Origin of the sequence: Streptomyces sp. NPDC053076 (assembly GCF_044546845.1) — a bacterium.
In the GTDB taxonomy this organism is placed as follows: Bacteria; Actinomycetota; Actinomycetes; order Streptomycetales; family Streptomycetaceae; genus Streptomyces.
This window is the reverse complement of record NZ_JBITZL010000001.1, coordinates 494,701-514,952: the sequence shown is the minus strand read 5'-3', so window position 1 is coordinate 514,952 and position 20,252 is coordinate 494,701. Positions and strand designations below refer to the sequence as shown.

The following is a 20,252-nucleotide window of genomic DNA, read 5'->3' as shown; positions in this document are numbered from 1 at the left end:
ACCGCAACACGTGATGCCGGTCCGGTCCGCCGGGGCCCGGGGGGCGGTGCCCGGGCCCCGACGGGGTCACCGCACTAGGGCAGCGGCGGGTAGGCGTTCTGCACCAGCTGCTGGAACTGGGCGGAGAACCAGTGGCCGGCCAGCGGCGAGTTCGCCAGCGCCCCCGTGGGGTTGTTGCCGTTGCGGGCGTTGCCGCCGTAGGTGGGGTCGCACATCCGGTCGAAGCCCTTGCCCTCGTCGTTGTCGACGGCGGAGCTGGCTCCGTCCGACTCCCCCGGGGGCTTCACCCACACGTAGGCGTCGATCCCGGCCGCCGGCGCGGCGGTCGGCCGCTCGCCGAGGCCGGCGCCGCTCTGGTTGCACCAGTTGCCCACGTGGATGCGCCGGTCGACGCGGCTGCCGTTGACATAGTCGTCCACCGACGTCAGCGGGCCGGCCTTGGCGGGCCGGGCGGAGCCGCCCCAGCCGTTGCGGGAGGTGTCGATCAGCATGCCCAGGCCGGAGTTGAAGCCGGCCGCGACGAGCTTGTCACGCAGCGCCTGGGCGTAGGACTGCTCGTCCACGTACTGGTTCCAGTCCACCCACTTCGACTGGCGCACGGTCTGGCCGTTCACGCTGTCGGTGACCTTGAAGTAAGGCTCCTTGGTCGGGCTGTAGTTGGCGGTGTTGACGATGAACCCGGTGACGTCGTTCACGCTCGCGCCGTTGCTCGTCGCGACCTTGGAGAACTCCTGGACGGAGGGACCGAGGTTGGAGTCCCAGCCGAGCCAGCCGTGGTGTCCGGCGTCGATGTAGTTGTAGACGTTCGGGATGGCGCCCAGCTTGTCGAGGGCGTAACTCACGCCCTTCTCGTAGTTGCCGTTGGACTTCATGGTCACGCAGGCGTCGGTGGTGGTGTTGGTGCCGCCGGCGTTGGTGACCAGGTTGGGCAGCGAGTCCGGCTCGATGACGGTGGCGATCCGCAGGCCCGCGTACTTCGCGTCGGACAGCACGGACGCGATCGGATCGATGTACTGCGACTTGTACTTGTCGATGTCGTTCGGTCCGAGTTCGCCGTTGGAGGCGAGGGCGGCACAGTCGCGGCCGGGAAGGTCGTAGATGACCAGCTGGACGACCAGTTCGCCCGAGCCCTTCTGCTTCAGGGCCTCGTCCAGGTGGGCGCGCAGACCCATGCCTCCGTGGACGCCGTTGATGGCGGCGATCCGGTCGAGCCAGACCGCGGTGGGCTGGTTGGCGACGCGGCTGCCACCCGGTTCGGCGGCGGCCTTGGCCGACCACTCCGGGTTCACGTAGACCTTGGCGCCGGTGTAGGGGTTGTCGGCACGGCTGCCGGTGTCGCCGCCACCGCCACCGCCGCCCGTCCCGCCCCCGGTGTCCCCGCCGCCGGTACCGCCGCCCGTCCCGCCGCCGGTGTCCCCGCCGGTACCGCCACCCGTGCCGCCGTCGACGTTGCAGGTCACGCCGTCGAGCGTGAAGGTGGCGGGGACGGCGTTGGTGCCGCTGTAGGAACCGTTGAAGCCGAAGCTGACCGTGCCGCCGGACGCGAGCGTGCCGTTGTAGCTCTCGTTGGCCGCGGTGACCGCCGTACCGCTCTGGCTGATCTTGGCGTTCCAGCCGCTGGTGACCTTCTGGTTGCCGGCGTACGACCACTTCAGCGACCAGCTCGACTTGGCCGCTCCGTTGTTGGTGAGGGTCACGGCGGTGGTGAAGCCGGTGTCCCACTGGTTCTGGATCTTGTAGTCGACGCTGCAGGGGACCGCCGCGTTCGCGGCCCCGGCCGGTGCCAAGAGCAGGGCCGTGCCCGTCGTTCCGGCGACCAGCGTCAGGGCGGTGAGCAGTGATGTCCTGGTACGACTCATGAGTGCGGGTTCCTTCTGGTTTCCGTGGGATCTACGGGTTGAGGGCGTGCAGGTGGTCGCGCAGCCCGATGCCGTACGCGGTGGGTGTGCCGTCATAGGCGGAGATGAGGGACGGCCCGGTGGAGCAGTCCCAGGTGTTCCAGGTCCAGCCCAGGTAGGAGAGGTTCCGGTCGTCGAACCACTTCATGACCCGGTCGGTGAACGCGTGCGAGCAGGTGTTCTCGCCGATCTCCCCGGCGATGAGGGGTACGTGTTCGGCGACCGGGGCGAGCGTGGAGTTCCAGCAGCTCTCGCTCGCGCAGGTGTTGAAGTTGTAGACGTGGTAGGCGGCGGCGAGATTGTCGGCCGGGTCGGTGGGCCTGTACGCGGTCCACTGGCTGAGGTCGTTCGCGTACGCCAGGCCGCCGGCCATGACGACGTTCCTGGCGCCGGCGCCACGGATGGCGTCGACGAGGTCCTGCATCCCGGCGACCTCGTAGGAGATCCCGGGGCAGGTGCCACCGTCCCGCCAGCACTTCCAGGCGTCCGTGACGCTGGATGTCGCGCGGTCCGGGTACGGCTCGTTGAACAGGTCGAACACGGCCGCCTGGTCGTCCTTGAAGGTGCTCGCCACCGATGCCCAGAACGAGGGGCTGTACCGCATGTCGGGCATCGGCTTCTGACAGGTGGCGTGCACGTCGGAGCAGCCCGCCGAGTTCCCGGTGTACTCGCCGTTGGACCAGTGCAGTTCGATGATCGGCGTCATGCCGTGCGCCTCGACGCGCGCCACCAGGTCCTTGACCGCGGCGATGTAGTCGGCGCCGCCGTACTCGGGCTTGATGTGGGACAGGCCCAGCCAGCACTCCTCGTTGAGCGGGATACGGACCGCGTTCGCCTTCCAGTCGGCGATCGCCTGCACGGCCGCGTCGTCGACCGGGCCGTCCCAGATGCCGTAGCCCTGCACGCACATGAACTCGCCGCCGGAGCGGTTGACGCCGAGCAGGCGCCGGGGGGTGCCGGCCGGGTCCACCAGCTTGTTGCCGACCACGTGCAGTGCGGGCGCGGTGCCGTCGGAGGGCGGCGGGGTCGTGGGTGGGGGCGGGGTCGTGGGTGGGGTGGTCGGCCCCGAATCGACGTTGCAGGTGGTGCCGTTGAGCCGGAACGTGGTCGGCACGGCGTTGCTCCCCGCCCATGACGCGAGGAACCCGGCGCTGACGCTCGCGCCGGTGCCGAGCGTGCCGTTCCAGCTCTCGTTGGCCGCGGTCACCGTGGTGCCGGACTGGGACCACTTGCCGTTCCAGCCCTGGGTGACCTTCTGGCCGCCGGCGAAGTCGAAGGTGAGACGCCAACCGGTCAGGGCGGCCTGGTTGTTGGTTATCCGCACCGAGCCCTGGAAGCCGTCAGCCCACTGGCCGGTGACGGCGTACTCCACCGTGCAGGCGGGCGTGGCTCCCTGGGCCGACACGACCGGGACGACCACGCTCGCGACGAGAGCGACCGCACCGGCGGCGGCTAAAAGTACTGAACGCGGGGGGTGTCGCATGAGCGACTCCTTGCAGCTTGGCGCGCCGTGACGGACGCGTCGACTGAACGGAACCGCTCCCACTGGTGCGAAGGAAGGTAGCGCCAACCGGCCGCATTGCACAGGGGAGTTGCCCGACTTTTCTGTGTGCGTCCCGTCGAATCATTTCGAGTCTTCAAGCGTCTTGACCGCCAGGGGCCCCATCCCCACTATGGGAGCGCTCCCACTGGTTCAAGCCTTGACTTCCCCGAGCCGACGCCCGCAAGGAGGAACCAGCACATGGATCCCGGACGGAGACGCACAGCCCTGCGACGGATGTGGACGGCGGTGGCCGCCGCGTTCGCCCTGCCCCTGACGATGCTCGCCACCGGCACCCCGGCCGCCCACGCGGCGTCGGTGCAGTGCAGCGTCGACTACAAGACCAACGACTGGGGCTCCGGCTTCACCGCCGACCTCACGATCACCAACCGCGGCACGGACACCCTCGACGGCTGGACGCTGACGTACGCCTACCCGGGCAGCCAGAAGCTGACCAACGGCTGGAACGGCACCTGGTCCCAGTCCGGCCAGACGGTCACCGTGAAGAACGCCTCGTACAACGGCACCATCGGCGCGGGCGCCGCCGTCTCCACCGGCGCCCAGTTCACCTACAGCGGCAGCAACACCGCCCCCACCTCCTTCGCCGTCAACGGCACGACCTGCGCCGGCGCGCACCAGCCGCCGGTGACCGTGCTGACCAGCCCGAGCGCGGGCGCGGTCTACACGCAGGGGCAGGCGGTGCCGCTCGCGGCGACCGCGGCGGCGGCCGACAACGCGACGATCGGCAAGGTGGAGTTCTACGACGACACCACACTGCTGGGCACGGACACGAGCGCCCCGTACACGCTGTCGGTCTCCAGCCTGACCGCCGGCGGTCATTCCCTGGTGGCGAAGGCGTACGACAGTCTGGGCGCGTCCGCCGCGTCCACCCCCGTCGGCATCACCGTCGCCTCCGGTCCCGCGGTGGTCGCCTCGCCGTCCCAGCTGGGCGTCCAGCAGGGCAGGTCGGGCACGTTCTCGGTGAAGCTGTCGACCCAGCCGAGCGCGAACGTGACGGTGAGCACGGCCCGCACGGACGGCAACACCGGCCTGTCCGTCACGGGTGGTTCCTCGCTGACCTTCACCCCGGCGAACTGGAACACCGCGCAGAACGTGACCATCACGGCCGACTCCTCCGGCACCGGCAGCGCGACCTTCACCGCGTCGGCCACCGGCCACACCAAGGCGGCGGTCACGGTCACGGAGCTGCCCGCCTCGAAGGCGTACGACGCCCGCTTCCTGGACCTGTACGGGAAGATCACCAACCCCGCGAACGGCTACTTCTCCCCCGAGGGCATCCCGTACCACGCGGTGGAGACGCTGATCGTCGAGGCCCCCGACCAGGGCCACGAGACCACGTCGGAGGCGTACAGCTACCTGCTCTGGCTCCAGGCGATGTACGGCAAGGTCACCGGCGACTGGTCGAAGTTCAACGGCGCGTGGGACGTCATGGAGAAGTACATGATCCCCACCCACGCCGACCAGCCCACGAACTCCTTCTACAACGCCTCCAAGCCGGCGACGTACGCGCCCGAGTACGACACCCCGAACGAGTACCCGGCCAAGCTGGACACCTCGGTGCCGGTCGGCTCGGACCCGATCGCGGGTGAGCTGAAGTCGGCCTACGGCACGGACGACGTCTACGGCATGCACTGGATCCAGGACGTGGACAACGTCTACGGCTACGGCAACGAGCCCGGCAGGTGCGAGGCCGGCCCCACGGCCACCGGACCGTCGTACATCAACACCTTCCAGCGCGGCGCGCAGGAGTCCGTCTGGGAGACGGTCCCCCAGCCGACCTGCGACGCCTTCAAGTACGGCGGCAGGAACGGCTATCTGGACCTGTTCACCGGCGACTCGTCCTACGCCAGGCAGTGGAAGTACACCGACGCCCCGGACGCGGACTCGCGCGCGGTACAGGCGGCGTACTGGGCCGACGTGTGGGCGAAGGCCCAGGGCAAGAGCGGTGACGTGTCCGCGACGGTCGCCAAGGCCGCGAAGATGGGCGACTACCTGCGGTACGCGATGTACGACAAGTACTTCAAGAAGATCGGCACCTGTGTGGGGGCCTCGTCCTGCCCGGCCGGCACCGGCAAGGACGCCTCGCACTACCTGCTGTCCTGGTACTACGCCTGGGGCGGCGCGAACGACACCGGTGCCGGCTGGGCCTGGCGGATCGGCTCCAGCCATGTCCACGGCGGCTACCAGAACCCCCTCGCCGCCTACGCGCTCAGCTCGGTCGCCGACCTGAAGCCCAAGTCGGCGACGGGCGCCACCGACTGGGGCAAGTCGCTCCAGCGGCAGCTGGAGTTCTACCGGTGGCTCCAGTCGTCCGAGGGCGCCATCGCGGGCGGCGCGACCAACAGCTGGCAGGGCCGGTACGCCACCCCGCCGGCGGGCACCGCCACCTTCTACGGCATGTACTACGACGCTGCGCCCGTCTACCACGACCCGCCCTCCAACCAGTGGTTCGGGTTCCAGGCGTGGTCGATGGAGCGGGTCGCCGAGTACTACCAGCAGACCGGGGACGCCGCCGCGAAGGCGGTCCTCGACAAGTGGGTGAAGTGGGCGCTGTCCAAGACCACGATCAACCCGGACGGCACCTACCGGATCCCCTCCACCCTCCAGTGGTCGGGCCAGCCCAACACCTGGAACGCGTCGAGCCCCGGCTCCAACAGCGGGCTGCACGTCACCGTGGCCGACTACACCGACGACGTCGGCGTGGCCGCCGCGTACGCCAAGACGCTGACGTACTACGCCGCCAAGTCCGGTGACACGACGGCGAAGTCCACGGCGAAGGCGCTGCTGGACGGCATGTGGAGCCACGACCAGGACAGCCTCGGCATCGCCGTCCCCGAGACCCGCACCGACTACAGCCGGTTCGGTGACAGCGTGTACGTGCCGAGCGGCTGGACCGGCACCATGCCCAACGGTGACGCGATCACCTCCTCGTCCACCTTCGCCTCGCTCAGGTCCTTCTACAAGAGCGACCCCAACTGGTCGAAGGTCGAGGCGTACCTCAAGGGCGGTGCCGCGCCCGTCTTCACGTACCACCGGTTCTGGGCCCAGGCGGACATCGCCCTGGCCATGGGTTCGTACGCGGAGCTTCTCGAATAGCCCCCGCGAGACGCTCCGCGGGTCAGGCCGACACGGAAACCGCGGGACGTCCGTGGCCGGTCGCGCAGTTCCCCGCGCTCCCCTCCGGGGCGCGACATGGCTCCGGAGCCGGGGCGGCCCCCACCCGCACTGGGGGCCGCCCCTTCCACGGGAGGACACCGCGATGCGAAGAACCCGCAGCACCACCGCCGTGCCGGCCCCTCGCCACCGGACTGCTCGCCGGCACCCCGCCGGCGCCGGCCGCCGCCGCGCCGCACACGACCCTGGCCGCGGACACCTACACCTGGGTGTGGCGGTCACGGCGAGGAACGCGGCCTGGAACGGCACGGTGGCGGCGGGCTCGTCGGTGGCCTTCGGCTTCACGGGGAGCTGGTCGGGCGCCAAGAGGGAACCGACGTCGTTCGAGCTGAGCGGCCGGACCTGCACGGTCGCCTGATCCGGCGGGCGGGGGCGCCGTCCCCGAGCCGCACCCCCGTGATGCCTCGCCCTAGCGGACGTCTCCGGTGAAGATCGCCGCCTCCGAGTCGAAGTCGGGGGTGACCTCGATCTGGATCAGCTTCTCCTTCTTGGGGAGTTCGCAGCCCCAGGGCACGTCGAGGGAGCGGCCGGCGAGGAGCTTGGTCTCGGGGCCTCCGTCCAGGCCCGCGTCGGAGTCGAAGACCGAGTCGCTGCTCTTGCCCTGCCGGCCGTAGGAGCAGTTGACGGTGAGCTGCGTGGCGTCCAGGGGCTTGCTGCCCTTGTTCGTGAGCCTGACGGTGAACTGGAGGTAGGGCGTGTTCTCCGGGTCGCCGGACTCACCGGTCACGGCCCGCTTGAGCCCGGTCAGAGCGACCTCGATGCCCGGCTCGTAGACGACGGTGTCGTCCAGCGCGTAGACCCCGTCCTCGTCGTCCGCGCCGGCCTCCTCGTCCTCGGCGGCCTGCGTGGCCTCGTCGTCGGCCGGGGACTGGCCGTCGTCCGCTGCGGCGGTCTTCGTGACGGTCACCGTGGGGGCCGGTTCCGCCTCGGCGCCTCCGGTGACGCCCACCGTGATCAGGGCGGACACCACGGCAGCCGCGACGGCAGCCGCGGCGGCGACGAGGGCGGTGCGGGACTTCCCCGGCGGTGCGGGCGGAGGGACCGCCGGTCCGTAGTCCGGCATGGGCGGTGGTGTGGTGTCGGTGCTCATGGCCCCTCTAGGACGTTCTGTTGATCTTTGAATGATCCCTTCTCGAAACGGAATGTGAAGACCCCGTGATGCAATCGTGTCTTCGGCTCCCGGGGGGCGCGGACCGGTCGCTCGTCAGTCGGTGTGGTGCCCGGCGGAGTCGCCCTGCTCGCCTGTCAGCGGTTTCCGGAAGGCGCGGACGCCGAAGCGCGGGTCGGGGCGCGGGCGGTCCTGGTCCGGGAGCTCGGCCAGGCGCGCGGCGAACTGCTCGGTGCGCGGCTCGCCGGGCGGCAGCTGGGTGAACCAGCCGCGGTGCAGGTCGGCGATGGTGTCGCGCGGACTGCGGCCCTGGCCGGTGCCGCGGAAGACGGCATGACCGGCGGGCCGCAGCCCGTACCGGGTGGCGTGGGCGGTGACGGTTCCCGCGGCGTCGGGGACGGGGCGGCGCGGACGGGCGGCGAGGACGACGTCTATGTCACTGCCGACGTCGTGCGCGGATGCCTTGTCGACCGTGGTGACGTACACCCCGCCGGGGCGCAGTACGCGGGCGCACTCGGCGACCACCGCGCGCACGTCCTCGGCAGCGGGGAGCAGGTGCAGCAGCCAGATGGAGGTGACCGCGTCGAACGTGCCGTCGGGGAACGGCAGTCGGCGGCTGTCGGCCCGCACGATCGCGCCGGGCAGCCGCGCCGACGCCATGCGGACCATGGCGGGGGTGAGGTCCGCGCCGGTCACCCGCAGCCCGGGACGCGCGGCGGCGAACCGCCGGGTGACGATCCCGGTGCCGCAGGCGAGGTCGAGGAGTCGGCCCGGCCCGCCGGGGATCAGTCGGAGGACGGCGTGTGCGGCGGCTTCGGCGCGGGCCTCGCCACCCCGGGAGGCGTCATAGCCGTCGGCTTCCTTCTCGTAATCGAGCACATCGCTCAGTGTGCGCCGTGACCTGGGGCGATGTCCTCCACCCTGTGGGCGAGGGCGAAGTCCTTCCCCGTGACGACGCCGCCCGCGCTGTGGGTGTTCACGCTGAGGGAGACGGTGTTGTAGCCGAGGGTGAGGTCGGAGTGGTGGTCCAGCTCGTCCTGGATCCCGGCGATGTGCACGACCAGCGCCGCCGCCGCGAAGTGCGAGCCGAGCCGGTAGACGCGGGTGAGACGGTCGCCGTCCACGGACCAGCCGGGGAGTTCGGCCAGCCGGTCCTCGATCTCCTTCTGCGACAGCGGTTCGACGGCCATGGCGGGGGCTCCCTTCGGTACGTGTGTGTCCCCGTGCGGGGAGCGACGGGTACGGATGCAGCCTGCCACGGCGGCGGTGCGCGCGGCGCTTCGACGCGTGCCCGGCATGCCCGCCACGGGCTCGTCGCCGCGCTCCGTCCTCGACTAGGGTCGGCCGTATGACGATTGCCGCGTCCGACCCCACTGTCTCCACCGCCGTCACCGGCAAGGGAGTCGGCCCGCTGCTGCGGGCCTGGCGCGAGCGCCGCCGGATCTCCCAGCTGGAGCTGGCCCTGCGCGCCGACTCCTCCGCGCGGCACATCAGCTTCGTCGAGACCGGACGCTCCCGGCCGAGCGAGGAGATGGTGCTGCGGCTCGCCGAACGGCTCGACGTGCCGGTGCGCGAGCGCAACACCCTGCTGCTGGCGGCCGGTTACGCCCCGCGCTACCCCGAGACCCCGCTGGACGACCCGGCGCTGGAGGCGCTGCGCGACGGCATGGAGCGGCTCATCCAGGGCTACGAGCCCTACCCCGCGTTGATCGTCGACGCCGGATACACGGTCGTCGCCGCGAACCGGGGCATCGCCATGCTGCTGGAGGGCGTCCCGGAGAAGCTGACGGCCCCGGCGCCGAACGCGATGCGGCTGACGCTGCACCCGGAGGGACTGGCGCCGCGCATCCGCAATCTGCGCGAATGGCGCGGGCATCTGCTGGCCCAGATGGAGCGGGAGATCGCCCTGCACCGCTCGGACCGGCTGCGCGCCCTGTACGAGGAGGTGGCGGCCTACCCGGTGCCCGAGGAGCGGCCCGGAGCGGAACCGGCCGAACCCGTCGCCCACTTCGCGCTGCCGCTGCGCATCGAGCACGCCGGCCGGACCCTGTCGTTCGTGTCCTCGATCGCCACGTTCAACACGCCGATGGACGTGACGGTCGCGGAACTCGCCGTCGAGACGTTCCTTCCGGCGGACCCGGCGACCGCCACATACCTGCACACCCTGGCCGGTTGATCCGGCACCGGCGCGATTCGTTGCCTCGGGCACGTGTGCGAGACGACGACACATGACAGACTGCCTTCCGCGTATCGGCGCGTAGGGGAGGGCGTGGCGTGAGTGAGCGGCGAGCTGCGCCCACCGTGGGCCAGGTGGTGCTCGGCAAGCGGTTGCAGGAGCTGCGTGAAGCGGCCGGGTTCAGCCGCGAGGAGGCCGCCCGGGTCCTGCGGGTGGCGTCGGCGACCGTGCGGCGGATGGAGATGGCCGAGGTCGCGCTGAAGATCCCCTACGTGCAGGTGCTGCTGACCACCTACGGGGTGGCCGAGGAGGAGGCCGACGCGTTCGTCCGGCTGGCCGAGGAGGCGAACCAGCCCGGCTGGTGGCAGCGGTTCCATGATGTGCTGCCCGACTGGTTCAGCCTGTACGTCAGCCTGGAGGGCGCCGCCCGGATCATCCGCTCCTACGAGCCGCACTTCGTGCCCGGCCTGCTGCAGACCGAGGCGTACGCACGCGCGGTGATGGAGGCGGGCACGATCGGCCAGACCTCGCCGGAGTCGGTCGAACGACACGTGTCGCTGCGCATGGAGCGGCAGCGGCTGCTGGAGCGGCAGGACCCGCCCCACCTCTGGGTGATCATGGACGAGACGGTGTTCAGGCGCCCGGTCAGCGTGCGGCCCGAGGTGCTCCGGGACCAGCTGGACCGGCTGCTCGCGTACGCCGGACGGGACCGGGTGACGCTGCAGATCGCCGAGTTCGCGGCGGGCCCGCACCCGGGGACGTACGCGCCGTTCACGCTGTTCCGCTTCGCCGAACCGGAGCTGCCGGACATGGTGTTCACCGAGTACCTGACCGGCGCCCTCTACCTGGACTCGCGCCAGGAGGTGGCCGCCCACCTGGAGGTGCTGGACCACATGACGGCCCGCGCCGCCTCCGCCCAGCGCACGCAGAAGCTGCTGCGGGAGTACCGCGAGAGCCTCTGATCCGGGACACGCCCGCCGCATGACCCGTACGGGTCTGCGAACAGGTGGGTTCCCGGGGCCGCCCCTAGGTTCTGAGTACGGGGTGAACCGAGGGAGCGGACGTGACCGGCACGCAGATACCGCCGAGGGAGCCCGGTGCGGCCCTGCTGGCCGCCGGCCGCTTCTTCCGGCCGTTCGGCCAGGACTCCGGGGGCCGCAGGAACCTTCCGCTGGTCTCCGTGGAGACCTTCCATCGGCTGCGCGGACGGCAGACCTCCGACGACGCGAAGGAGGCGTGATGCCCTCGGACGCGGTGCTCTACCAGGCGGCGGCCCTCTGCCTGACCTACCCGGACGACGACCTGATCGACCGGCTGCCGCTGCTGCGCCAGGCCGCCCCGCAGCTGCGCGAGTTCACCGACCACGCGGCCGTGACCCCGCAGCCGGAACTGGCCGCCCACTACGTGCAGGTCTTCGACGTCAGGAACCGGCACAGCCTGTACCTGAGCTGGTGGCACGAAGGCGACACCCGGCGACGCGGGATGTCCCTGGTCCGCTTCAAGGACCTCTACCGCCGGCACGGCCTGGAGCTCAGCGGCGAGGAGCTGCCGGATTTCCTGCCCGCCGTCCTGGAGTTCACCGCAAGAACCGGTGACACCAGTCCGCTGACCGAGTACCGCGACGGTCTGGAACAGCTGCGCGCGCGGCTGACCGCCGACGGCACACCGTACGCGGGCGTCCTGGACGCGGTGTGCGCCACCGTGCCGACCGCACCCACCGGAGTACGCCGATGACCGTGCTGCTCCGGGGCGATCGTGCTCGGTATGGTCGCCGGGCTGTCGCACACCGGCGGCGACGGATACGCCTACCGGGAGACCGTCGGGCCCTGGGCGCGCAGCCTGTTCACGCTCCGGCCGGGAACGCACCTCATGGCGGCTGCGCCGGTCCTGTACCGGGCGCACGCAGTGATCGGCATGGTGCCGATCGCGTTCGTGCCGTACAGCCGGCAGGTGCACATGTACAGCGCACCGGTGCAGTACCTCGTCCGGCCGTACGTGGCCGGGACCCCCGGCAGCTCGGCCCGCGTCCGGAGCGGCGGGGCTGGGAACGGCTGGGCGGCTGAGAGTCCGGTGAGGTCGGTGCCGCACCCCTCGGCAAGGGGCGCGGCATCCGGGGGCGTCCGAGCGTCAGGCCAGCTCGGCCGTCAGGGTGATCGTCGTACCGGTCAGGGCCTGGCTGACCGGGCAGTTCTTCTTGGCGTCCTCGGCGGCCGAGGCGAACCCCTCCGCGTCGAGACCGGGCACCTCGCCGCGCACGGTGAGGTGGATGCCGGTGATGCCCTCGCCGGGCTGGAAGCCGACCTCGGCCTTGGTCTCCAGCCGGGTGGGCGGGGTGCCCGCCCCGGCCAGGGCGTGCGAGAGCGCCATGGAGAAGCAGCTGGAGTGGGCGGCGGCGATCAGCTCCTCGGGGCTGGTCTTGCCGTTCGCCTCCTGGGCGCGCGAGGCCCACGTGACCGGCTGCTGGCCGATGCCGGAGGAGTCGAAGGTGACGACACCGTTGCCTTCGAGCAGGTTGCCTTCCCAGGCGGTGTGCGCCGTACGCGTGGTTGCCACGTTGCTTCCTTTCGTGCGTGTCCGCGGTTCCGGGGTTCTTGTGTCTCCCTATCCGATCACATCCGGGCTCATCGCACTCCGCAGACCGGCCCACGCGGAGTGAACGGCAGGTGACTTCCCTGCGGGATCGAGTGGGCGGGTTCCCTGCGCACCCGCGGCACGTCGCACCGTCCGTGGTCCGGGCCGGTGTGCGCCGCCGGTTCTCAGGCGGCCTGCTCCTCCGCGTCCGCCTCGGCTCCGGCGCCGGCGTCCGCGTCCGCGCCGGCGTCTGCGTCTGCGTCTGCCTCGGCGTCCGGGGTGAGGGGTACCTGCGGGCCGTCCAGTTCGCGCAGCCAGCGGCGCAGTACGCGGTGGACGTGCTCGGCGCCGGTCAGTTCCTCCCCGTCCGCGACCGGTGCGGACAGCACCCGCGGGGAGAGCAGGAACGGGCGGGACTGGGCGCCGCCGAGCCCCCCGTGGGAACCGATCTGCTCCTCGAAGGCGAGGACCTCACCGTCGGCGGGGTCGTGAGCGGAGTTCACCATGATGTCCGCGGTGTGCGGGAAGGAGTGGGTGCGGCGGACGGCGTCGGCGGCACCGGCACCGAAGCGGGCCAGCGGTCCGGCCCCGTCGGTCAGCTCGGCCAGCGGGATCTCCGCGCCGTACGCCCCCAGCACCACACCGTCGTGCTCCTCGCTGCGCACCAGCAGGAAGCCGATGCCGGGGTGGTTGGCGAGGGTGGTGAGCAGGCCGGGGTGGCGGGCGTCGATCTCCTCCTTGGTCATGCGGTGCGGGACGTCCGGGAAGGAGACCAGACCGAGGTTGCCGGAGGCGAGCACGATCGGCTCGCTGCGGCGGTCGACAGCGTCGTGCCCGGTTCTTTCCTCCACGGGCCGGCGCAGGGCGGCGCGGACGGCGGCACGGGCCTCGGCCCCGCTGCGGGTCCGCTCGGCCCGGCGCGGGACGGGCAGTCCGCAGCCGGCCCGGACGAGGTCGGCGAGAGTGAGTCCGTAGCGGGCGCGGAAGGTCTCACCGGGGCTCTGCCCGTGGTCGGAGAGGACGACGAGCCGGTAGGGACGCGGGGCGTGCTCGGCGACGCGTTCCACCAGCGCGAGGGAGCGGTCGAGACGCCGCAGCACCTTCTCGGCGTCGCGGCTGTGCGGGCCGGAGTGGTGGGCGACCTCGTCGTAGGCGACGAGGTCGGCGTAGACCGCGCTGCGGCCGGCGAGCATGTCGCCCATGACGGCGGCGACGACGACGTCCCGTTCGACGACGGTGGCGAAGGCCCGGACGACGGGGTAGAGGCCGCCCCGGCCGACCCGGGGTCGCTGCCCCCGGAGGCGGGCGCGGGTCGACTCGCCGATCTCACGGGCCACCTCGGCGACGAAGGACAGGGCGGTGCGCACGGCGTTGGCCGGGTCGGAGAAGTAGGCGAAGTAGCCGGCGCGGGAGCGGTTCCCCGGGCTGCGGCGGCGGGCGGCTATCGACAGCACGAGGGCCTGTTCGCCGGCGCCGCCGCTGAACAGGTTGCCGCGGCTGGCTCCGTCGACGGCGAGCAGGCCGTCGTCTCCGGTCCGCAGTATGGCGCGGCGCTGCAGTTCGGCGGCGCTCGTGGGCCGGTTGCTCACCATCACCTCGCCCCGGTCCTTCTCGTACCAGCGGAACGCGGGTACGTCGAAGGTGCTGCCGTGCAGGATGCCGAGCTGGCTCGCGCCGGTCTGGCTGGACCAGTCGGTGCGCCACCGGGTGAGCCGGTGCGTGGGCCGTGCGCCGTGTCCGGCCGGGGCGGGGCCGCCGTCCGTCGGCCGCCGTCCCTGGCCCGTCGGGGGTGTGCCGCGATCCGTCACCGGTGGGCCGTCCTCCGTCACCCGGGTGCCGCCGTCCGTCACCGGTGGGCCGCCGTCGGTCGGCGCCGGAGCGCCGGCTGTGTCCAGCCAGCGGGCCACCGTCGGCATCACGCCCCTGCGGACCGCGTCCGTGAGGACGTCGTGGCCGACGCCGTCGAGCTGGACGCAGACCAGGCCGGGGGCGGTGGGACAGGGCGGGTGGGCCCGTCGGCCGCGGGTGGCCAGGCGGTGCAGGCGGCGCCGGTAGGTCTCGTCGTCGCGTACGGCGAGGGCCCCGCCGGTGGCGGAGGCGACGGCGGACATCACGGCGGCCACGATGACGGCCGTCTCGGGGGCCGCCTCGCCATGGCCGGAGGGGTTGATGCGCAGCGCGAGCAGCAGCAGGGAGCCGTTGAGGAAGAAGACCAGCAGCCCGAGGACGAGGGCGGGGACGAGGAGCAGCAGGCGGACCAGGAGCGGCCAGACCACGGCCGAGAGGATGCCGAAGGCTCCGGCGCCGCAGGCCGCGGTGACGGCGATCCGGGTGGCGCTGTCACCGTCGGCGGACTGGACCCGGAAGTCGGGCAGGAGCGCGGCGAGCACCAGCATGGTGAGCGTGGAGACCGCCCATACGGTGACGCTCCGGCCGACCTTGCTGGCGATCCGCCGCCACCATATGCCTCCCACGCCCCGTACACCTCACGTCCCGGCCCTCCCCACGCTCCGGGCGGGGCCTCCTTCACTTCGCCGGGCCCGGCCGGGCCCCGCTCCACCTTGTCACACAGGGCGCCCGCCACCGGGACGGGCCGTCGGGAGGGCGGCCGGGGTCAACGCCCGCCGGGGCGGGAGGGCGGCCGGGGTCAACGCCCGCCGGGGCGAGGGGCGGGGAGGCCGACGGGGGTCAGCGGCCGCCGGGACGAAAGGCCGGAAGGCCGACCGGACCGGCGGGTCAACGCCCGGGGCAGGGACGGCGGGAGGCCGGCTGGGGTCACCGGCCGTCGTATCCGGCCGTCGGCATCGACAGACGCCGGTGCACGCGGGCCTTCATCTGTGCGTCGTACGACGGCTCGGCCCGCCCCACCGTCTCCACACGCACGCCCCGGCGCGCGCACTCGGCGGTGAACTCCTCCACCGACGACAGGGCCCGGCGCAGCACCCGGAGGCTGGGCGCGACGAACACGTCCTCCCCGGGACGCACCCCGTCCCAGAGGGCGCAGTGGTCGAAACGCAGTCCGCCGACGAGAAGTTCCCGGGCGACCACGTACCCGCGCTCGGCGGCCCAGCGGGCGCACATGGCGTGCTGGCTGCGCGAGTCCACGAGGAAGGGGTCGGCCTCCAGTTCCTCCAGGGGTGTCAGGCTGGCGATGGCGGTGACCCGCACCGGCATGAGTGCTCCGAAGGTACCCCGCGGCTGTCCCATGGCGTCCCCCTCACCTCCGGGTTTCGCCGCAGACCCTACTCCTGCCCGTAGGCTTCGGGGAGTCGCGTGAAGGAGGCGAAGAAGGTGCCGGTGGAGATCACCTGGTGGGGTCACGCAACCTGCACGGTGGAGGATGCGAACGTCCGGGTGCTCACCGATCCCCTGTTCGCCCGCCGGCTGGCGCACCTGCGCCGCCGCCGGGGGGCCGTGCCGCCCGCCGAGGCCCGCCGTGCCGACGTGACACTCGTCTCCCATCTCCACGCCGACCACCTGCATCTGCCGTCGTTGGCCTGCCTCGCCCCGGGCACGCGCCTGCTCGTGCCCCGGGGCGCACCACGGGCGGTGCCCGGACTGCGCCGGCTGCGACAGCTGCGGATCACCGAGGTGGACGCCGGGGAGGAGATACGGATCGGGGAGGTACTGATCCGGGTGGTGCCGGCGCTGCACGACGGCCGGCGGCTGCCGGTGGGCCCGCAGCGTTCCCCGGCGCTGGGCTACGTCGTGGAGGGCGAGGCGCGCACCTACTTCGCCGGGGACACCGGGTTGTTCGACACGATGGCGGAGCGGGTCGGACCGGTGGATGTGGCGCTGCTGCCGGTGGGCGGCTGGGGACCGTATCTCGGGGAAGGGCACCTGGACGCGGGACGGGCCGCGCAGGCGCTGGCTCAACTGGCGCCGCGGGCCGCGGTGCCAATGCATTACGGGACGTACTGGCCGATCGGCATGGACGCGGTGCGCCCGCACGAGTTCCACACGCCGGGCGACGAGTTCGTGCGGCTGGCGGCGGTGGCCGCGCCGCAGGTCGCGGTGCACAGACTGGGGCACGGGGAGAGTGTGCGGCTGGAGGTCGCGCGGTGACGTGGATCGCCGAGGCGACGAGAACCGTGATGACGGGGTCCACGCAGCAGGCGGCCGGGTATCCCTCCCTGTTCCTGCTGGTGTTCCTCGGGGCGCTGGTGCCGGTCGTGCCGACGGGGGCGCTGGTGAGTTCGGCGGCGGTGGTCGCCTTCCACCGGACGGCGCCCGGCACGTTGGCGCTGGTGTTCGCGGCGGCCTCCGCGGCCGCGTTCCTCGGGGACATCGCCCTGTACTGGCTGGGACGGCGCGGGATGCGGTCGAAGAACGGGTCGCGGTGGCTTGAGGCGATCCGGTCGCGGGCGCCGGAGGAGCGGCTGACGCAGGCGCGGGGCAAGCTCGCGGAACACGGGGTGGCGGTGCTGGTGCTCTCCCGGCTGGTGCCGGCCGGTCGCATACCGGTGATGCTGGCCTGTCTGATGGCGGAGTGGCCGTTGCGCAGGTTCGCGCGGGGGAACCTGCCCGCGTGCCTTGCCTGGGCGGCCACTTACCAGGTGATCGGCATAGCGGGAGGGTCGTTGTTCCAGGAGCCGTGGGAAGGGGTTGTGCTGGCGGTCGTGCTGACGGTCGTGATCAGCGCGGCGCCGAGCGTGATGCGGCGGGTCCGGTAACGCCGTCGGAGTGGCCGGAGCGGTGACGCCGCCGGGGTGGCCGGACCGGTGACGCCGTCACTCCAGCACTCTCGAACCGCCGATCGGCAGGTCCCACAGGTCCTCCCGCTCCAGTCCCGCCTTCTCCCAAGCCGTTCGCACCCGGCTGAGCGGCTCCAGGACCGGCTCCGCCGAGAGGATGAACGTGCCCCAGTGCATGGGGGCCATACGCCGGGCCCCGAGGTCGAGGGTGGCCTGGACCGCTTCCTCGGGATCGCAGTGGACGTCGCTGAGCCACCAGCGGGGGTCATAGGCGCCGATGGGCATCAGGGCGAGGTCGATGCCGGGGTAGCGGCGGCCGATGCGGGAGAACCAGTGGCCGTAGCCGGTGTCACCGGCGAAGTAGAGGCGCTGCCCCTCGGGGGCGGTGAGGACCCAGCCGCCCCACAGGCTGTGGCAGGTGTCGGTGAGGGTGCGCTTGGACCAGTGGTGGGCGGGCACGAAGTCGAAGCGGACTCCGGAGAGTTCGGCTCCCTCCCACCAGTCCAGCTCGGTGACGCACGTGAACCGGCGTCGGCGGAACCAGGCGCCGAGGCCCGCCGGCACGAACACCGGGGTGTCGCGCGGGAGACGGCGCAGGGTGGGGGCGTCCAGATGGTCGTAGTGGTTGTGGCTGATGACGACGGCGTCGACGCGGGGCAGGGCGTCCCAGGGGACGCCCACGGGCGTGATGCGGGCCGGGGTGCCGAGGATACGACGGGACCACACGGGGTCGGTGAGGACGGTGAGTCCGCCGAGCCGGACGATCCAGCTGGCGTGTCCGGCCCAGGTGACGGCCGGGGTGCGGGTGCCGACGCGGGGCAACGGTGCCGGTTCGTACGGCAGGTGGGCGATGTCGGCGAGTCCTTCGGGCCCGGGGCGGACGGCGCCTTCGCGGGCGAAGCGGGCGAGGGCCTTGAGCCCGGGCAGGGGCGCGGTGAGCCGGTCGTGGAACGTGCGGGGCCAGACCCGGTGTTCGCCGAGGGGGCGGGGCTCGGCCAGCGGGGGAAAAGGGGGCGCGAGGGGAGCCGGCGTGCCGGGTTCGCCGGTCGACGCGACCGTGGTCGACGCGGTCCCGCTCGACGCGGTCCCGGTCGACGCGGTCCCGGTCGACGTGGCCGCGGTCGCGGTCACGGTCTTCGCGGTCTCGGACATCGCGGTCTCGGTCATCACGTTCGCCGTCGTCGCGTTCGCCCTCATCGCGTTCACCGTCGTCGCGTTCACTGTCATCGCGTTCACCGTCGTCGAGGTCTCGGTCATCGCGGTCGTCGCCGTCGCGGTCTCGGTCATCGCGTTCGCGGTCGTCGCGATCGTCGCCGTCGTCGTGGTCGGGCCGGGCTCATGCGTCTGCTGCGTCATCGAGGAGGCTCCCATCGCTGAGCGTCGTCGCGGAGATCGTCCAGGGCCGACCTCAAGGAGATCAACGAGCGTTGCACATGCGGCAGTTCCAACGGTTCGGGTGACGTGAGGCATTCCGCGCGTTCCTCGTCCGTGCCGCCCAGCAGGGACCCGGTGGCGAGCCGTACCCGCAGCGCCCCGAGGTCGTCGCCGAAGCGGTGGCCACCGGGCGCGGACATGCCGAACCGGGCGGCGAGGAGGTCCTCCAGTTCCTGTGCGTCGCCCACTCCTCGGGCGGCGAGCGGTTCGCGCAGCGGCCCGAGGTCGGCGTACAGGTGGCGGCCGGCCTTCGGCGGCCGGGCGAACGCGCCCGCGGCGACGACCGCCGCGTGCGCGGCGGCGGCCACACGCGCGTGCAACCGTACGGTGGCCTCGCGGCGTTCGGTCACGGGCGGGGGTTCGTCGAGGGCGTAGCCGGCGACCGCGGCGACCGGGGTACCGATCCGTGCGCCGAGGGCGGTGAGGATGTCGAGCACGCGCGCGTGGAGGTGCCGTCCGCTGCCGGTGGCCGGGAAGCGGGCGACGGCGGCGGGCCAGCCGGGGGGCAGCAGGGCACCGGCCAGGTCGGTGACGACGGTGACCTGGTCGGGCCGCATCTCGGCGGGGCTGAGCAGGACGGTCTCGTGCGGGGCGTGCACGGTGTCGCGCCAGGTCTCGTCGCTGACCAGGTGCAGGCCCTCCGCCGTGGCGGCCTCGACGGTCTCCAGCAGCAGTTCGGGCGCGGCGACCGTGGCGGTGGGGTCGTCGGCGACGGACAGCACGAGCAACCGTGGGTCGCCGCCCTCGGCGCGGACCCGGCGGACGGTCTCCAGCAGGGCGTACGGGTCGGGGACGCCACCGCTCTCGACGGGGGTCGGCACATGGAAGACGGACCGGCCGAGGAGACGGGCGTACGGCGCCCACCAGGCGGCGCAGGGCCGGGGTACGAGGACGTCGGCGCCGTCGCCGGCGAGCGCGGCGGTCAGGGCGAGCAGCAGGGCGGGGGCGCCGGGGCCGGCGGCCACCTGGTCGGGGCCGCAGGGCAGTCCGCGGCGGGTCCAGTAGCCGCAGGCCGCCTCCAGGAGGGCGGGAGCACCGCCGACGGGCTGGGCGTCGGCGCGGCTCGCGGCGGCGGCGACCACGGCGGAGAGTTCGGGGAGCACGGGCAGGCCGTCGCCGGGGAGCGGCGGGCCGTAGCGGACGGGACCGTGGTCCTCGCCGGGGTCCGTCCGCCGCATGTCCGCCTCCGCGCAGTCCGTGATGCCGCCGTGCCGCCCGGTCCGGGCCGGTCTGTCTCTCGCCGTGTGCCCTCCGGTCCGGGCCTTGCCGTGTGCCGTCGTTCTTCTCCGGGCCGTGTGCCGTCCGTTCCGGGCCGGTTTCCTCCTCGCCGTGTGCCGCCCGGTCCGGGCCCTTGCCGTGTCCCGCCCGGACCGGATCGGTCTTCTCCTCCCGTGTGCCGTCCCTTCCGGGCCCTTGCCGTGTGCCGTCGGTCGGGCCGCTTTTCCTCTCGCCGTGGCCTCTGCGGACCCGGGCCGGTCTTCCTCCCGCCGTGTGCCCTCCGGACCGTGGTCCGTGGTGCGTGTCGTGTGGCGTCTCGTGCCGTGTGGTGTCCCGTGCCGGGTGCTCTCGTGTCGTGCGCGCGGCGGCCGGTGACGGTGACGGCCCCTCGGCGGGGCCCTCGGGAGGGTGTGTACCC

At 72.5% G+C, this 20,252-nt stretch carries 18 protein-coding genes and 1 pseudogene; 9 read left to right on the top strand and 10 right to left on the bottom strand.

The window, feature by feature from the left end; all coding sequences use genetic code 11:
• Positions 1 to 74 precede the first annotated feature (74 nt).
• Both ACIGYR_RS02220 and ACIGYR_RS02215 read right to left on the bottom strand, forming a co-directional pair.
• Complete coding sequence (locus ACIGYR_RS02220) at positions 75 to 1,859, bottom strand: glycoside hydrolase family 6 protein (RefSeq protein ID WP_399604355.1); 1,785 nt, start codon at positions 1,857 to 1,859, stop codon at positions 75 to 77.
• 31 nt (positions 1,860 to 1,890) lie between these two features.
• Positions 1,891 to 3,381, bottom strand: a complete 1,491-nt coding sequence (locus ACIGYR_RS02215; RefSeq protein WP_399604357.1) for a cellulase family glycosylhydrolase — start codon at positions 3,379 to 3,381, stop codon at positions 1,891 to 1,893.
• 258 nt (positions 3,382 to 3,639) lie between these two features.
• On the opposite strand from ACIGYR_RS02215, the gene ACIGYR_RS02210 reads away from it, so the two are divergent.
• Positions 3,640 to 6,555 carry a glycoside hydrolase family 48 protein gene (locus ACIGYR_RS02210; protein WP_399604360.1) on the top strand — a complete coding sequence of 972 codons (2,916 nt, stop codon included), beginning with the start codon at positions 3,640 to 3,642 and terminating at the stop codon, positions 6,553 to 6,555.
• Between the two features lie 289 nt (positions 6,556 to 6,844).
• Positions 6,845 to 6,991 carry a cellulose binding domain-containing protein gene (locus tag ACIGYR_RS02205; RefSeq protein ID WP_399604362.1) on the top strand — a complete coding sequence of 49 codons (147 nt, stop codon included), beginning with the start codon at positions 6,845 to 6,847 and terminating at the stop codon, positions 6,989 to 6,991.
• Between the two features lie 51 nt (positions 6,992 to 7,042).
• Here the strand turns inward: ACIGYR_RS02205 and ACIGYR_RS02200 are convergent, their stop codons facing one another.
• The 3 genes from ACIGYR_RS02200 to ACIGYR_RS02190 form a co-directional block, all read right to left on the bottom strand.
• Entirely contained in the window at positions 7,043 to 7,723 is a 681-nt protein-coding gene (locus tag ACIGYR_RS02200; RefSeq protein WP_399604364.1) for a hypothetical protein, read from the bottom strand.
• Between the two features lie 114 nt (positions 7,724 to 7,837).
• Positions 7,838 to 8,620 (bottom strand): class I SAM-dependent methyltransferase, encoded by a 783-nt coding sequence (locus ACIGYR_RS02195; protein WP_399604365.1) that lies wholly within the window; start codon positions 8,618 to 8,620, stop codon positions 7,838 to 7,840.
• A gap of 5 nt (positions 8,621 to 8,625) precedes the next feature.
• A complete protein-coding gene (locus ACIGYR_RS02190; protein ID WP_391841818.1) occupies positions 8,626 to 8,931 on the bottom strand; it encodes a 4a-hydroxytetrahydrobiopterin dehydratase in 306 nt (101 codons plus the stop codon).
• Positions 8,932 to 9,089: 158 nt separating this feature from the next.
• Between ACIGYR_RS02190 and ACIGYR_RS02185 the strand changes: the two genes are divergently transcribed.
• From ACIGYR_RS02185 to ACIGYR_RS02165, 5 genes and pseudogenes are all read left to right on the top strand, one after another.
• Positions 9,090 to 9,917, top strand: a complete 828-nt coding sequence (locus ACIGYR_RS02185) for a helix-turn-helix domain-containing protein (RefSeq protein ID WP_399604369.1) — start codon at positions 9,090 to 9,092, stop codon at positions 9,915 to 9,917.
• 98 nt (positions 9,918 to 10,015) lie between these two features.
• A complete protein-coding gene (locus ACIGYR_RS02180) occupies positions 10,016 to 10,879 on the top strand; it encodes a helix-turn-helix domain-containing protein (protein ID WP_399604372.1) in 864 nt (287 codons plus the stop codon).
• Positions 10,880 to 10,980: 101 nt separating this feature from the next.
• Entirely contained in the window at positions 10,981 to 11,157 is a 177-nt protein-coding gene (locus ACIGYR_RS02175) for a hypothetical protein (RefSeq protein ID WP_399604375.1), read from the top strand.
• The gene (gene narJ, locus ACIGYR_RS02170) at positions 11,157 to 11,651 is read left to right on the top strand and encodes a nitrate reductase molybdenum cofactor assembly chaperone (RefSeq protein WP_399604377.1); all 495 of its coding nucleotides are present in this window, start codon (positions 11,157 to 11,159) and stop codon (positions 11,649 to 11,651) included. The genes ACIGYR_RS02175 and narJ overlap by 1 nt, the downstream gene beginning before the upstream one ends.
• 12 nt (positions 11,652 to 11,663) lie before the next feature.
• Positions 11,664 to 11,980 (top strand): annotated as a pseudogene (locus ACIGYR_RS02165) (respiratory nitrate reductase subunit gamma); the annotation flags it as partial.
• Between the two features lie 64 nt (positions 11,981 to 12,044).
• Here ACIGYR_RS02165 and ACIGYR_RS02160 read toward each other — a convergent pair.
• The 3 genes from ACIGYR_RS02160 to ACIGYR_RS02150 form a co-directional block, all read right to left on the bottom strand.
• The gene (locus ACIGYR_RS02160; RefSeq protein ID WP_391841806.1) at positions 12,045 to 12,470 is read right to left on the bottom strand and encodes an OsmC family protein; all 426 of its coding nucleotides are present in this window, start codon (positions 12,468 to 12,470) and stop codon (positions 12,045 to 12,047) included.
• A gap of 203 nt (positions 12,471 to 12,673) precedes the next feature.
• On the bottom strand, positions 12,674 to 14,962 hold the full coding sequence (locus tag ACIGYR_RS02155) for a phage holin family protein (RefSeq protein ID WP_399604381.1): 2,289 nt from the start codon (positions 14,960 to 14,962) through the stop codon (positions 12,674 to 12,676).
• Between the two features lie 301 nt (positions 14,963 to 15,263).
• Complete coding sequence (locus ACIGYR_RS02150; protein WP_391841802.1) at positions 15,264 to 15,695, bottom strand: hypothetical protein; 432 nt, start codon at positions 15,693 to 15,695, stop codon at positions 15,264 to 15,266.
• Positions 15,696 to 15,779: 84 nt separating this feature from the next.
• On the opposite strand from ACIGYR_RS02150, the gene ACIGYR_RS02145 reads away from it, so the two are divergent.
• Both ACIGYR_RS02145 and ACIGYR_RS02140 read left to right on the top strand, forming a co-directional pair.
• A complete protein-coding gene (locus tag ACIGYR_RS02145; RefSeq protein ID WP_399604766.1) occupies positions 15,780 to 16,553 on the top strand; it encodes an MBL fold metallo-hydrolase in 774 nt (257 codons plus the stop codon).
• Entirely contained in the window at positions 16,550 to 17,161 is a 612-nt protein-coding gene (locus ACIGYR_RS02140; RefSeq protein ID WP_391841801.1) for a DedA family protein, read from the top strand. The genes ACIGYR_RS02145 and ACIGYR_RS02140 overlap by 4 nt, the downstream gene beginning before the upstream one ends.
• Positions 17,162 to 17,218: 57 nt before the next feature.
• Here the strand turns inward: ACIGYR_RS02140 and ACIGYR_RS02135 are convergent, their stop codons facing one another.
• A complete protein-coding gene (locus tag ACIGYR_RS02135) occupies positions 17,219 to 18,334 on the bottom strand; it encodes an MBL fold metallo-hydrolase (RefSeq protein WP_399604768.1) in 1,116 nt (371 codons plus the stop codon).
• 200 nt (positions 18,335 to 18,534) lie between these two features.
• Positions 18,535 to 19,794: an aminotransferase class I/II-fold pyridoxal phosphate-dependent enzyme gene (locus ACIGYR_RS02130; RefSeq protein WP_399604384.1), complete on the bottom strand. Its 1,260-nt coding sequence runs from the start codon at positions 19,792 to 19,794 to the stop codon at positions 18,535 to 18,537.
• Positions 19,795 to 20,252 lie beyond the last annotated feature (458 nt).